Origin of the sequence: Rhodococcus sp. Leaf233 (genome assembly GCF_001426165.1) — a bacterium.
Classification (GTDB): domain Bacteria; phylum Actinomycetota; class Actinomycetes; order Mycobacteriales; family Mycobacteriaceae; genus Rhodococcoides; species Rhodococcoides fascians.
Window position 1 is genome coordinate 170,435 of record NZ_LMRO01000014.1, and the last position, 13,923, is coordinate 184,357.

At 63.8% G+C, this 13,923-nt stretch carries 12 protein-coding genes; 5 read left to right on the forward strand and 7 right to left on the reverse strand.

Annotated features, from left to right (window positions below; all coding sequences use genetic code 11):
- Window positions 1–36: 36 nt before the first annotated feature.
- Window positions 37–648, forward strand: a complete 612-nt coding sequence (locus ASH04_RS26735) for a hypothetical protein (protein WP_156394660.1) — start codon at window positions 37–39, stop codon at window positions 646–648.
- A 174-nt stretch (window positions 649–822) separates the two neighbouring features.
- Here ASH04_RS26735 and ASH04_RS24785 read toward each other — a convergent pair whose 3' ends face one another.
- From ASH04_RS24785 to ASH04_RS24815, 7 genes are all read right to left on the reverse strand, one after another.
- The gene (locus ASH04_RS24785; protein WP_057474832.1) at window positions 823–1,644 is read right to left on the reverse strand and encodes an ABC transporter permease; all 822 of its coding nucleotides are present in this window, start codon (window positions 1,642–1,644) and stop codon (window positions 823–825) included.
- A complete protein-coding gene (locus ASH04_RS24790; protein ID WP_057474833.1) occupies window positions 1,644–2,468 on the reverse strand; it encodes an ABC transporter permease in 825 nt (274 codons plus the stop codon). The genes ASH04_RS24785 and ASH04_RS24790 overlap by 1 nt, the downstream gene beginning before the upstream one ends.
- Entirely contained in the window at window positions 2,465–3,229 is a 765-nt protein-coding gene (locus ASH04_RS24795; RefSeq protein WP_057474911.1) for an ABC transporter ATP-binding protein, read from the reverse strand. Before ASH04_RS24795 ends, ASH04_RS24790 begins: the two co-directional genes overlap by 4 nt.
- Before the next feature lie 76 nt (window positions 3,230–3,305).
- The gene (locus ASH04_RS24800; protein WP_057474834.1) at window positions 3,306–4,322 is read right to left on the reverse strand and encodes an ABC transporter substrate-binding protein; all 1,017 of its coding nucleotides are present in this window, start codon (window positions 4,320–4,322) and stop codon (window positions 3,306–3,308) included.
- Window positions 4,323–4,497: 175 nt separating this feature from the next.
- A complete protein-coding gene (locus ASH04_RS24805) occupies window positions 4,498–5,706 on the reverse strand; it encodes an amidase (protein WP_327213009.1) in 1,209 nt (402 codons plus the stop codon).
- The gene (locus ASH04_RS24810; RefSeq protein WP_082519417.1) at window positions 5,703–7,520 is read right to left on the reverse strand and encodes a hydantoinase B/oxoprolinase family protein; all 1,818 of its coding nucleotides are present in this window, start codon (window positions 7,518–7,520) and stop codon (window positions 5,703–5,705) included. Before ASH04_RS24810 ends, ASH04_RS24805 begins: the two co-directional genes overlap by 4 nt.
- A complete protein-coding gene (locus ASH04_RS24815) occupies window positions 7,517–9,598 on the reverse strand; it encodes a hydantoinase/oxoprolinase family protein (protein ID WP_057474836.1) in 2,082 nt (693 codons plus the stop codon). Before ASH04_RS24815 ends, ASH04_RS24810 begins: the two co-directional genes overlap by 4 nt.
- 314 nt (window positions 9,599–9,912) lie before the next feature.
- Here ASH04_RS24815 and ASH04_RS24820 point away from each other — a divergent pair, with 314 nt between their 5' ends.
- The 4 genes from ASH04_RS24820 (at window position 9,913) to ASH04_RS24835 (ending at window position 13,908) form a co-directional block, all read left to right on the forward strand.
- A complete protein-coding gene (locus ASH04_RS24820; RefSeq protein ID WP_057474837.1) occupies window positions 9,913–10,647 on the forward strand; it encodes a FadR/GntR family transcriptional regulator in 735 nt (244 codons plus the stop codon).
- Between the two features lie 131 nt (window positions 10,648–10,778).
- On the forward strand, window positions 10,779–11,327 hold the full coding sequence (locus ASH04_RS24825; protein WP_057474838.1) for a MaoC family dehydratase: 549 nt from the start codon (window positions 10,779–10,781) through the stop codon (window positions 11,325–11,327).
- Window positions 11,324–12,541, forward strand: coding sequence for a CaiB/BaiF CoA transferase family protein (locus tag ASH04_RS24830; protein ID WP_057474839.1), 1,218 nt, complete (start codon window positions 11,324–11,326; stop codon window positions 12,539–12,541). Before ASH04_RS24825 ends, ASH04_RS24830 begins: the two co-directional genes overlap by 4 nt.
- Window positions 12,538–13,908: an MmgE/PrpD family protein gene (locus ASH04_RS24835; RefSeq protein WP_057474840.1), complete on the forward strand. Its 1,371-nt coding sequence runs from the start codon at window positions 12,538–12,540 to the stop codon at window positions 13,906–13,908. Before ASH04_RS24830 ends, ASH04_RS24835 begins: the two co-directional genes overlap by 4 nt.
- The last annotated feature ends 15 nt before the right edge of the window (window positions 13,909–13,923 follow it).

The window sequence follows — 13,923 nt, forward strand, 5'->3', positions numbered from 1 at the left end:
AGTTCCCGGCTACGGTGGTTGACGAGAGCGGCTGAAGTGGCGGCAATAGTTGCGATTCCGACTGCAATCGCAATTGCTTTCTGGCAGACGGCAGGCGGTTCTGAAGGTCAGCCTTACGGCACAGTAATTGATTCACCCGGTGGCTCAACGACCGCCGAGGATTTCGGTCAGCCGACAAACACAACCGCCGCAAACTGCTCGTTAGATGGTGTTATCGCTGCATGGGGGCTGGATCCGCAGCTTGATTCCTTGCTTCTCGACGTCGAAGGCGAGGGTGGCACGTGCACTGTCCGTCCGAACTTGACTTCACAGGGGGCAGGTGGGTCGGAGCGCGACATCGAAGCGGCATCTGCGGGTGTCGTGGCTGATGTTCTGCGGGAGTGCGCACGCGAGGCGGGTCAACCGATTGTTCCGTGTAGCGAACTGCATGAGCTTGAGTTTGTCGGAGTTTCGTTCGAAATCGATCCGAGCAGCAATCCCGACGTACAATGCTCGGTCTCCGGCAGGAAATATGCTGCCATTAATTTCGTCCCAGGCGCGATCGCGAACTTCGTCGTATTGGAGTCCAATGAGGGTCGCGTGGGCAGATGTGCATTAGCGATCAAGCACGGTTCGTCGACGACGTCCTTGCGTGCACCGACCAATTAGGGTTTCAAACCGGAACTGAAGCTGACAGACGAAGTTTCAGCGGCGGTCTCTGGCCACTTAGCCGGTGGCGTCGGAACAGCGGATGCACCTAGATGCCGACCACCCAGCTGCGCAAGATGACGCGCAAGAAATTTTGCGGCCCAACCCCCACGGGGTAGTCATATATCCCGGGAATTAACGACCGCCGTACTTCGATGTGATGCGGTTTTCTAACCACTGCAGGGCAATCGTTGGTGGTAGCGCCATCGCCAGGATCAGTACAACGGTGCCCATGATGTTTTCCATGCGTACCAGGCTGACGTTGCGAAGTAGTTCGTATCCGATGCCGCTGGACGACGAGAACATCTCGGCCAGAAGCAGTCCCAGAAACGCCAAGCCGAAGGTCATGCGCATACCCGTCGCCAATGCCGGCAGCACCGCGGGGATGACGATCTGACGGATCAACCTGGGCCAGCTCACCTGCAACGATGCGGCCATCTTGAGGTGGATTCGTTGGACCGATGCTGTGGCCTCGACCGCGACGAGGAACATCGGGATGAAGGCGGCGTAGAAAGAGAACCCGAACCGGCTCAATGCGCCGATGCCGAGGAACGACAGGAAGATCGGGTACAGCACGATCTTCGGAATACTGTTGATCGAGTAGACGATCGGGGCGATGGTTCGAGTCCAGAACGGGCTCAGGCCCAGCGTCAGGCCAAGCAGCGAACCCACGACGGTGCTCGCCAGGAACGCGAGCACGAGAATGCGCAGGGAGTCGCCGACGTTGGCGCGGAAGTCTGCCTTGCCCAGGTCCTCGACTAGCGAGGCCATGGCCTCTGCCGGCGTCGGGAAGATGAGACTGTCGACCAGAACCGCCGCGACCCACCAGATCAACACCGCGAGTACGGCAACGACCACGGGTGGCAGGAACCGTCGGGCGTTGGTGCGGCCTGCGGACGAGGTGACCTTCGGGGGAATTGTTGGGGTGGTGGCAACTCTGTCCAAGGTGCTGCTCATCAGCGGCGCCTCCAATCGAATCGGTTGAGCGCGAGAGAGATCAGCGAGGTCGAGAGCAGAGCGATCAGCGCCACGACGAGGATCCCGGCGTACATGTCGGCGATGTCGAACCCGTCGTAGGCAATGGAGATGAAGTGCCCCAGACCCTGCGTCGATAGGATGAACTCACTGGCCAGCACCGAGATGACGGCATACGAGAGCCCGAGCTTGAGCCCGGTCACGATGCTCGGCAACGCGTACGGAAGTAGCACCGACCGGAAGTACTGCCACCGTGTGAGCATCAGCGTTGTGCCGAGCTTGGTGACGATCGGCGACACCGAGTTGAAACCGGTGCGTGCGTTCAATGCGACCACGCCGAACGCAAAAATGGTGGACAGAATGGCGATCGGAGCCACACCGGCACCGAACAGTACCACCATGATCGGGTAGAGCGCGAACGTCGGGACGGCATAGTACACGTTGAGGTACGGCTGAAACGCTCTGTCCCACAACTCGTACCGCCACAGAACGTACGCGGCGGCAACACCGAGTACGGAACTGAGCACGAACGCGAGAACGATGATCCCCAGTGTCCGGCCCAACTCGTCGATCAGGAAGTCAGGGTCGGTCAGCAAGCTCAGTGACGTCGAGATCATGTCGGTCACCGGGACGATGTCCAGGGGTGAGGCGAAGAACCGTGCCGAGATGTCGATGGCCACCAGTGCCGCGACGAGGATGAGCACGGTCCATCCCCATGCGGGGAGGCCGAGTTGTCTGGAGGGGGCCGGCCGGATGTATCCGGGGACCACGGAGGCGCGCGTGCTCTCGCGCGTGGGGGCACTCATGGTTCGATGCTCATCGTCTTCTTGGCCTCGTCCCGTAGCCGCGACCAGATACGTTCGTGCAGAGAGACAGCCTCGGGACTGGCCAGTACGTCCTCGGACCGTGGACGCGGGAGATCGATGTCCACCTCGTCGATGAATCGACCGGGCCGCGCACTCATCACCAGCACTCGATCGGACAGCAGTACCGCTTCCTGGATGCTGTGGGTGATGAACAGGACTCCGCACGTGAGCTTTTCGACGATCTTGAGTAGCTCGTACGACATGACCAGTCGCGTCTGCTCGTCGAGTGCACCGAACGGCTCGTCCGCGAGAATCAGGTCGGGCTCCATGGACAGGCAGCGCGCGATGGCCACACGCTGGCGCATACCGCCGGACAACTGGGTGGGGTAGTGGTTGCCGAACTTGCTCAGCCCCACAGTGTTCAGCAGCTCGTCGGCGCGGGACCGACGTTCTTTCTTCCCGACACCCCGGACTTCGAGAGCGAACGCGACGTTGTCGCGGACGGTCCGCCAGGGCAGCGTCGCCGATTCCTGGAAGATCACTGCTGTCTTGGACCGAGGGCCGGTCAGTGGTTGGCCGTCGACATACACGGTGCCGCCGTCGTGGTCCTGTAGGCCGGCGAACACTTCGAGGAGAGTGGACTTACCGCAGCCACTGGGTCCGACGACGGAGACGAATTCGCCTCGGCCGATGGACAAGTCGATCTCGTGGAGGGCGGTCACATCACCGAAGCGCCGCGAGACCGACGAGGCGACGGCGATGGCAGAGGTGGTGTCGGGGCGGGGTCGAGTCGCTGCGTGAGTCACGTCGATACCTTCTGGTGGTGGGAAAATGCTGTCAGGAGTCGCAGTCGCCGGGAACATCGTTCTCGAGTCCTTCGGCGAGGAACTCCGGGTCGAACAGAGTGCAGAAATTGGGTACACGATCGCTCCCCGACGCTTCCACGCCGTCCTGGGCGGATTCGACGGACGCGGTGTCGAAGCCGCCGCCCCACGTGCCGACCGAGGACGCGCGTTCGACCACCGCGGTGGCCGACTCGACGTCGAATCCCGTGTACGCCGCGTAGATCTCGGCAGCCGCAACAGGATCGGCCTTGATGGATGCGACCGCCTCGGTGTAGCCGGCGTTGATGGCGCGTACGACGCCCGGGTTGCTCGCGGCGTAGTCCTTGGTCGTGGTGATCGTCGACTGCAGGAACCGCGACATGTAGTCGGGACTACTGACGATCAGTTTGAAGTCCTCGGGTCGCTGTTCGGCGACGATCGAGGGGACGAGGGCGATATCGACGTTGCCGGCTTCGAGCAGTGCAAACCCTTCGCCGATTCCGCCGGAGGCAACCCGCTCGATCTGGCCGGCGTCGACGCCCGCGAGTGAGGGAATGAGGCGGGTGAGGGCGTCGGAGGCCGAGTTGGGTCGGGTGTACGCCCAGCGGCGGACGTCCTCGATGGAGTTGATGTCGGGGTTCGAGGCGAGCGCGTAGAAGTTCATCGGGTACGGCCCCTGAGTGCCACCGCCGACGATGCGCAGTTCGGAGCCGGCCGCGTCAGCCTGCACGATCGACGGGTAGCTGACTTCACCGATGGGAATGTTGCCGTCGAGCAGCGTGCGCATGGTCGCGCTGCCGCCCTTACCCGGCACGATGTTCTCCACGATCACACCGTGCTTCTCGAACAGTCCCTGCTTCTGCGCGACAAGCCAAGGGATGCTGTAGATTTCGGCCGCTGCCGAGACGGTGACATCGATCGTGACCGGATTGGCGGGGTCCGCGTCGGGGCCGGGATCCGATCCGCACGCCACCAGCGCGCCGGATAGCGCCACTGCTGTCATGATCGAGGTGATTCGGCGTAAATGCATCTGCGTCCTCGCTTGCTGATCGGCGTGACGGTGCCGAAGTGGGAGTGTCGGCTGTCGCAGGCCCACCCGTAGTGAGACGTACGTAACAGCTACTAACCACTTAAACATAAGATGTTTTAGGCGTCAAGGTGAGGTAAATCCGGACAAAGCCCATTGATTTACCACACGGCACGAGTTAAAGATCAGATGTATGTGGTGGCGTGGCTCGATGCCAGTCCGTTACCGACTGATAGCGCTCGCCCACGCCGAACAGCGCGCCCTCACGGTGCGCCGCAGCGGTGAGCTGCGCACCCACCGGCATGCCCGAGGACGGGTGGAACCCGACCGGCAGAGCCAGCGTTGGGCCGTCGTGCAACGACCACGGGTACGTGAATTGTCCCATCCGGCGCGAGAGGGCAACAACGTCGTCGCCCCCGTCCCTCGGGGGAACATCGACGGGCATGGCCGGGGTCAGCACCACGTCGACCATCTCGAACGTGCCGGTCATGGCCCGACGGAACAGATCGCGGCCGGCGAGTGCACGGGCACGGTCGAACTCGGAGATGCTCAGGCCCAACGCTATTCGCTCGTAGGTCGCCGGCTGGAAACGAGAAGGCTCGGTGTCGAGCCGGTGGCGATGGCGACGAGCGAGGTCGCTGTAGACGATGGTGTAGACGATGTCCTGGGCATCGGCGGCATGCCCCAGTTCGATGGGGACGATCTCGTACCCCAGTTCGGCGAACGTGCGCACCGCGGCTGCGACGGTCTGCGCGACGCCGGGGTCCACGTCTGCGGTGAGGAACACGGTGGGCACACCGATGCGCGTCACCTTCGAGGGCTCGGATGGACTGGCGGACATGACGTCGAAGAGTGCTTTCACCTCGGCGACCGACCGCGCCATCGGGCCGACGGTGTCGAATTGCTCGCTCACCGGGAACACACCGTCGTTGCTGATCGAACCCCAACTCGGGCGTAGACCGGTGATTCCGCACGCCGCGGCGGGGAGGCGCACCGACCCGCCGGTGTCGGTGCCCAGGGACGCGTCGACCGATCCGGCGGCGACGGCAATCCCTGAGCCGCCACTCGATCCGCCGGGCACCCGAGTGCGATTCCACGGGTTGTACGACGGTCCGGCGGCCGAGTTCTGGGAGGTGACGCCGACGGCGAACTCGGCCATGTTCAGTTTCGCGACCACCGACCCGCCTGCGCACCGCAGGCGGGTCACTACCTCGGCATCAGCGTCGGCGATGTTGTGCTCGAAGAATTCCGACGCGCAGGTCGTCTCGACGCCGGCCACGTCGATGTTGTCCTTGACGCCGATGCGCAGGCCGGACAGGGGCCCCGGGGTGTCGTTCCGGTCGTCGATCCACCGGACGACACCGCCGAAGGTCCCGTCCTCGATCAGGCTGCGCTCCGGGCGCGCAGCTCGGCCGTCGCGTCCTCATCGACCGTCCACGAATCGGTGTTCACGACCACACCGTAGTCGCGTCGAGCATCGTCCTCGGTGAGGTACTCGTCCCAGACGTCGCTGAGCACCTGGAAGGGATCACGCTCGAACGGGTTTCCGAAGCCACCGCCCGAGGGCAGTTTGATCTCGAGCGTCTCACCGGAACGAATCGTCTCCTGAGTGACTTTGGAGTACAACACTTCCTCGCGATCGGTCCCGGCGTTCTTGGTGAACGAGCCGGACACACCGTTGTGGCCACCGAGGGCTCCGGCCGGCGGATCCGACCGGTTGTCGGCCTCGGAACCGAGGAACGTATCGGTCTCCATCAACCACTTGCGCACACTGCCGATGCCGCCGCGCCACTTCCCCGGTGCGGGAGCCTCGTCGCGCAGCTCGTACCGCAACGCGCGCATGGCGTGGTTGAGCTCGAGTTCTTCGATCGGGTTGTTGCGCGTGTTGGCCATCAGGGCGTCGACGGCGTCCATGCCGTCTTTGCCGTTGCGGCCACCGTAGGAGCCCTCGTTGATTTCGATGTAGACCCAATAGGATTCACCGTCCGGCGCGATACCGGAATAGGCGATGGCGCACAGAGCGGCGGACGATCCTGCGATCGCGTGATCGGGAAGAACCGGGGCCAGCGCCAGGTTGATCGAGTCGAACACCCGGTTCACCTGCGAGAACCGCGCGAAGCACGACGCGGGGAAGTCCGGGTTGAAGATCGTGCCCTCGGGGGCATAGGCCTTGACGGGTCGGAAGCACCCGTCGTTCTGGGGAACGAATTCCTCGGTCAGGTCCTCGTCGAGCAGAATCGTACGAATGGCCGAGACGGCCACCGGCAGAACCGAACCCTCGAACGGGACGTTGAACGCGGTGGGCACCTGGCTGTTCGAGCCCGTGAGGTCGATGAGAATGTCCTCGCCCTCGACCTGCACTCGGACGGCCACCTTCAGCGGTTCGCCGCGGTTCTTGCCGTCGTCGTCGAGGTAGCCGATGGGTGCGGTGTAGCTGCCGTCCGGAATCTCTCGGATCTTCTTGCGCAGCATGGACTCGGAGTAGTCCATCCAGCGTTCGCCCGCGCTCATCACGGTGTCGAGGCCGTACTTCTCGAGGAGCTCGGTGAATCGTTTCTCGCCGATCCGCGAGCACGCGATCAGTGCTTCGAGGTCGCCGCGGTTCTGCTCCGGGGTACGGACGTTGTCGAGGATGTGCTGAATCAGGTAGTCGTTGCGGACCCCGGCCTCGTAGATCTTCATCGAGTCCATCAGCTTGCCCTCGGCCCACACGTCGACGACGTCCATGCACAGTCCGGGGAAGTTGCCGCCGACGTCGGACACGTGACCGGTACACCCGGCGAAGCCGATGTGCTCGCCCTGCCAGAAGATCGGAATGATCACGCCGTAATCGGGGGAATGAGCCGCGCCGTGGTACGGATGATTGTGCAGCACCACGTCTCCGGGCTTGTACGTTCCGGCGAGGCGACGGTTGACACCCTTGATGTAGGCGGGGATCGAACCACAGTGCATCGGAGTCGAATCCGATTCACACAGTTCGCGTCCGTTGATGTCGAAGATGCCCGCGCCGAGGTCCTCGGACTCGCGGATGAGCGACGAGTACGCCATGCGGTAGAGCACCTGGGCCATCTCTTTGGCCATCGACTGCAGGGCTCCGCCGATGACGCGCAGGGTGATGGGATCGACCTCGACGTCGTTCCAGGTTCGAGTGGATTCGCCCGCCAGTGACACTCCGGTGGTGGGCATCAGCGCCTTGCTCATGCGGGGTTCCTCTCGATGATGATGTGGCCGACGGCGTCGACGGTGGCGTGCTGATTCATGCCGATGATAGTGGTGGAATCGAACTGCTCGACGATCGCAGGACCGTCGATCTCGTTGTTCGCCAACAGGAGCGACCGCTCGTAGACCGGGGTGTCCACCCACTGCGGCGCGGACGTCTCGTCCTGCCAAAACAGTGCCTGGGTGGTCGTTTTGATCGCGGCCGAGGAGTCGGCGGAGCCCACGGCGATGTCGGCGATCTGCACGTGCGGGACCGCACCCACGCCGGTGACGCGAACGTTGATCAGCTGCACGGGCTTGTCGTCGAACCGCTGAGAGTAGGTGCGTCCGTGCACCTCGTGGAATGCCTCGGCAACGGTCTTGACCCACACGTCGTCGATGTCGCCGTCCGGCGCGGCGACGCGCAATTCGTAGCCCTGGCCGACATAACGGCAGTCGACGCTGCGTTCGAGCGAAATATTCTCGGCTGCAACGCCGTCCTTCTCGAGCTGCGCGACGGCCAGTGCGGACAGACGCTCGACCTGCTCCTGCAGCAGTTCGATGTTCGGGTCCGCAGACGACGTCCACACCGTCGTCGGCTCCTCGTAGCGGATGTCGGTGGTGAGCAGGCCGACAGCGGAGGTGATGCCGGGGTGACCGGGCACGATCACGCGCGGAATACCGAGCTGGTCGGCGATCTGCCAGGCGAACAGCGGGCCGGCACCACCCTCGGCGATCAGTGAGAAGTCGCGCGGGTCATAGCCTTTGCGCACCGAGTGCAGGCTGATCGCCTCGGTCATGGAATGGGCGAGGATCTTGAAGATGCCCATCGCGGCATCGTCGAGTGGGGTGTCGAGTTTGTCGGCAATGTGAGTCTGAATCGCCTCGCGTGCCAGCTCGGGCTTGACCTCCATGGTTCCGGACAGGAAGCTCTTCTCGCGCAGCCATCCCATCATCACCATGGCGTCGGTGGAGGTCGGTTCGGTGCCGCCGTGTCCGTAGCACGCCGGTCCGGGAACAGCACCCGCGCTGCGAGGACCGACGCGGAACATGCCCCCGTCGTCGACCACAGCGATGGAACCGCCTCCGGCACCGATGGTGTCGACCTCGGCCATCGGCACCATCGCGTGGTAGTCACCGATCCGCGTGTCGAGCAGATGCTTCATCCGCAGCGCGCCGTCCGGGGCCACGCCGACATCCGCGGAGGTGCCGCCTACATCGAGAGTGATGACACTCGGGAACCCGGATGCCTTGCCGATGGCGCAGCCACCGAGCAGGCCGGCGACCACACCGCTGGTCAGGAGTGAGACCGGTATTTCGCTGGCGCTGCGCGAGGTGACGAGCCCGCCGGCCGAGGTCATGAGGTGTACGTCTTCGCCGACCTGCGCCGCCTTGGCCTTACCGGCCAGGTTCTCGATGTACTTCGAGGTCTTCGGTCCGATGAACGCGTTGAGCGCTGCGGTCGAAAAGCGTTCGTACTCGCGGTATTGCGGAGCCACCTCGCTGGAGAGTGAGATGAAGACGCCGGGAAACTCTTCCTCGATGATGGCTCGCACGCGCTGCTCGTGCGTGGGGTTGCGGTACGCGTGCAGGAATGCGACGGCGATGGCCTGTACGCCGCGCTCACGCAGCAGGCGAACCTGCTCGCGCACCGCATCTTCGTCGAGTGGGGTCAGAATATTTCCCGCGGCATCGATGCGCTCCGGGACCACCCGACGGTTGCGTCGCGGCACGAGCTGCCACTTCTGCCACGGAAGATCCTGGTAGTTCGAGTAATTGAGAGGACGCTTCTTGCGCGCGATGTGCAGCAGGTCGCGGAAACCCTCGGTGGTGATCATGCCGACGTCGCAGCCGTTGTGCTCGAGCACGATGTTGGTGGCCACGGTGGTGCCATGGAAGAACATGTCGATTTCGGACGGGTCGATCCCTGCGCGTTCGGCGAGGACCTTGATTCCGTCCATCGTGCCGATCGAGGGGTCGTGGTTGGTGGACGGGGTCTTGTGCACGACGACCGTGCCGTCGTCGTCCCACAGGACGAGGTCGGTGAACGTGCCGCCGACGTCGACTCCAATGCGTTTCATGCTGCGTCCGTTCTGTCGGTGCCCGAGTGGAGCGGGAAGGCGTGCTCCGCCTGTTTACGAAGTCGTGGGGTCACCGCTGAGGTGACATGAGTCATAGTGCTGATGATCGGCCAGAAAAGCAATACCTCTGATGTATTGCGTCGGCTTTGTCCAAATATTCAGTCTCGTCTGCCTCGTTGTGCGTGTTTTCTCGCTAAAGAGCGGATGTATCGGTGGTCGCGATCTCTGCATCTCGAAGCATCGGCCAGGCTAAGCTCGAGCCGACCAGTACCCACCGGTCAGCAGAAGCAGTCGATCGACATCAGGGGGAAGACGTGGCCCAATCGGCTCCGCTCAAGGCCACCACCAAGAGCATCCCCGCGTATGCGGTTCTCGCCGGCCATCTTCGGAGCCGCATTCTGTCCGGTGAGCTGCAACCGGGGGAGCGGCTGCCCGGCGAGGCCGAGCTCACCGCCGAGTTCGGCGTCGGCCGTAGCACCATTCGTGAAGCTCTCCGGTCCCTGGCCAGTCAGAACCTGATCGAGACGACCAGGGGAGTGACCGGAGGAAGCTTCGTCGCCGTCCCCAGCGTCGGACACATCAGTGAGCATCTGGAAACCGGTGTGGCCCTGATGGCCGCCGCCGAGACCGTCACCGTCGACCAGCTGATGGAAGTGCGCAACCTGATGGAGGTGCCGGCCGCAGGCATCGCTGCGTTCCGCCGCACCGACGAGCATCTCGAGCAGCTCAACGCGACGATCTTCGACCCCAACGAAGTGCAGGGGCCCGAAACCTTCGCCAAGAACCAGGAATTCCACCTCGTCTTGCTTCGCGCAGCCCACAACCCCCTGCTCGAGCTCATCACGGCACCCGTCTTCCGTGTCCTGTCCGGCCGATTCGGCCGCGACCATGCACCGGAGGGATTCTGGCAGTGCGTCGACAGCGACCACCGGGGACTGCTCGACGTGGTGGAGGCCGGTGACTCGATGGCCGCCATGGATCTGATGCGTAAGCATCTCGACCACCTCGGCGACTCGTACCGGCAGATGGATCGACTCCGCAACACCTAAACATCTGTTCTTTACCGAGTCGATCTCCGTGAAGTTCGCTGATTTCCAGTTTCCTCGAACCCTTGACGACGTAAACGTCTGATGTTTATGGTCTAAGTAAGGCACTCGCCAAACCGACACGAGGAGACACGGTGGCAATCCATCCGGCCGTTCTGGGGCGCTTCTTCGACGACTACACCGTGGGGGACGTCTACCAACATCCCTTCGGGCGGACGATCACGGAGACCGACAACACGTGGATCACGCTGCTGTCGCTCAACACCAACCAGAACCACTTCAACGCGCACCTGGCATCGCAGAACCCCATCACCGATGGGAAGGTCATCGTCAACTCCGGCTTCACAGTCTCTGTGGTACTGGGACTTTCGGTCATCGACATGAGCCAGAACGCGATCTCGAACCTCGCCTTCACCGACATCAAGATGTCCCACCCGGTCTACGCGGGCGACACCCTGTACGCCGAAAGCATCTGCACCGGGCTGCGCAAATCAGAATCACGACCCTACGCCGGCATCGTCTCGATGATCACCCGCGGCCTCAATCAGGATGGCGTCGAGGTCATTTCATGGAAGCGCTCGGTCATGGTCGCCACCCGCGACAGTGGCATCGGGCAGAACTACTTCCCCGAAGCGCAGAACGGCCCGCTCGAACTCCCCACTACGAAAGATTCCGACGCATGAGGCCACTCGAAGACGTCCGCATCATCTCCCTCGAGCAGTACGGCGCAGGCCCGTTCGGTAGCTTGCACCTCGCCGACCTCGGCGCGGATGTCATCAAGATCGAGGACCCCAGCGTCGGCGGTGACGTCGGCCGCTACGTCCCGCCCTACAACGAGGGCGAGGACTCGCTGTTCTTCGAGAGCTTCAATCGCAACAAACGCTCACTCTCCCTTGACCTCTCGACCCCGAGTGGCCGAGCGGTGTTCGAGGACCTCGTCCGCACCAGCGACGCCGTCTACTCCAACCTTCGCGGTGACGTGCCGGAGAAGATCGGCATCACCTACGACCAGCTCAAGCACCTCAATCCCGCAATCGTGTGCTGCAGCCTCACCGGCTTCGGTATGACCGGCCCCCGCGCGAAAGAGCCTGGCTACGACTACATTCTGCAGGGCCTCGCCGGCTGGATGAGCGTCACCGGCGACCCGGACGGCCCGCCCACCAAATCCGGTCTGTCGCTGGTCGATTACTCCGGTGGATTCGTCGCCGCGATCTCGCTGCTGTCGGGACTGCACGCTGCCCGACGCGACGGTATCGGCGGTGACTGCGACGTCTCGCTGTACGACACCGCGATGTCGCTACTGACGTATCCCGCGACGTGGCATCTCAACGCCGGCTTCGAGCCGATCCGCACGAAGAACTCCGCTCACCCGTCCCTGGTTCCGTTCCAGGCCTTCGAGGCAACGGACGGCTGGCTCATCGTCGGCTGCGCGAAGGAGAAGTTCTGGGACCGGCTCGTCGTCGCCATCGACCGCCCGGATCTCGGTGCCGATCCACGGTTCACCAACTTCTCGCTGCGTGGGAAGAACCAGGACGCGCTGCTGCCGATCCTGGAAGAGGTGTTCGCTACCAACACCGTCGAGCACTGGCTCTCGAAGCTCGGTCCGGCCGGGGTGCCTACCGGTCCGATCAACGATGTCGAGCACGCACTGACCGAACCGCACACGCTCGCACGCAATCTCGTGGTCGAGACCGAGCATCCGGTGTACAACACAGTGCGCCAGGTCGCCTCACCGGTGAACTTCGGTGCCGAGGCCAAGCAGTATCGCCGAGCGCCGCAGCGCAACGAGCACTTCGACGACATCGTTCGCGACCAACTGGGTTACGACGACGCACGCATCGCCAAACTGAAGGCGGAGGGAGCCTTCGGTACCGCGAGGGACGAGGTGCGGGCGTGACCTCGACAATCCTGGCGGAGTGGGCATCGGGTGTCACCGTTGCCGATCTGTCCGAGGACGTCCGGCACGCTGCCGCACGGCACCTTCTCGACGGCGTCGGTAATACCGTTGCGGCTCAACGGCTGGGCTACGGCCGACCGGGGTGGACAGTCGCCGACGCTCTGGGCGGACCACCGGAGGCTCGGCCCCTCACCGGCACCCGTGGCCTGTCCGCGCCGGCAGCCGCCTTCGCGACCGGGGTGATGCTGCACTCTCTGGACTTCGACGACACGCATGCGGGCGCACTGGTGCACGCGACGGCCGTATCTCTTCCTGCGGCATTCGCCGTCGGGCAGCAGGTATCGGCCTCTGGTGCAGATGTGCTGACCGCCGCAGCTCTCGGGCTCGAAACCGCCTGTCGCCTCGGTGAAGTCAGCCCGCACGGATTCCATGCTCGGGGTGTGCATGCCACGGCAGCGGTGGGACCGTTGACAGCCGCCCTCGTCGCCGGACACCTCTCGAAGTTCGACACCGAGACGTTGGTCAACGCCCTGGGGATCGCCGGATCGTCGAGTTCGGGACTGCTGGAGTTTCTCGATACCGACGCCGATACCAAGGCACTGCATCCGGGATCAGCGAGTATGAACGGTGTTCTCGCTGCTCGGCTCGCGGCCGCCGGTGCGACCGGCCCGTCGTCGGTTCTCGAAGGTCGACGCGGGATCTACGCCGCGTTGACCGACCGGCCGACGAACTTCGCGGCGCTGACCGAGGGGCTCGGCACGCGGTGGGAAGCCACCCGGATCGGCATCAAGCCGTATCCGAGTTGCCAGCTGATGCACGTCACGCTCGACGCAGTGACGAAGGCGCTCGGGGACAGCGCCGTTCACGCAGGAGACGTGGCCGACATCGAGGTGTTCGTTCATCCCGATTCGAGTCCGTTCGTCTGCGGACCCAACACCGGCGTCGCGTCCCCGCGCAGTACCTACGACGGCAAGTTCGATCTGCCGTGGAGTGTGGCGGCACTGCTGCACGACGGTGCCATCACCGTGTCGACCTACACCGACGAATCCATCGCACGCGAGGACGTTCTCGTCACCGCTCGCAAGGTGCGGGTGACGAACCTGCCGTCCGATGTTCCCGCAGCGGCCGCGTCGGGCAGGGCGGTTCTTACGCTCACCGACGGCCGAGTGCTCGACGCCTCCGTCGGCGGCAGCCAAGGATCTGCCGGTTTCCCGCTGAGCGACGATCGTCTGCTGGAGAAGTTTCTCGGCAACTGCGGCAACGACTCTCGCGCCAACGAGCTGGCCGACCGCGTCCTCGGGTTGGTCGACGAAACCGACTTGATCGCCATCCTCGACCTCGCCGCAGCCATCGCGCCGGCACCTTGACACTTTGATCGACGA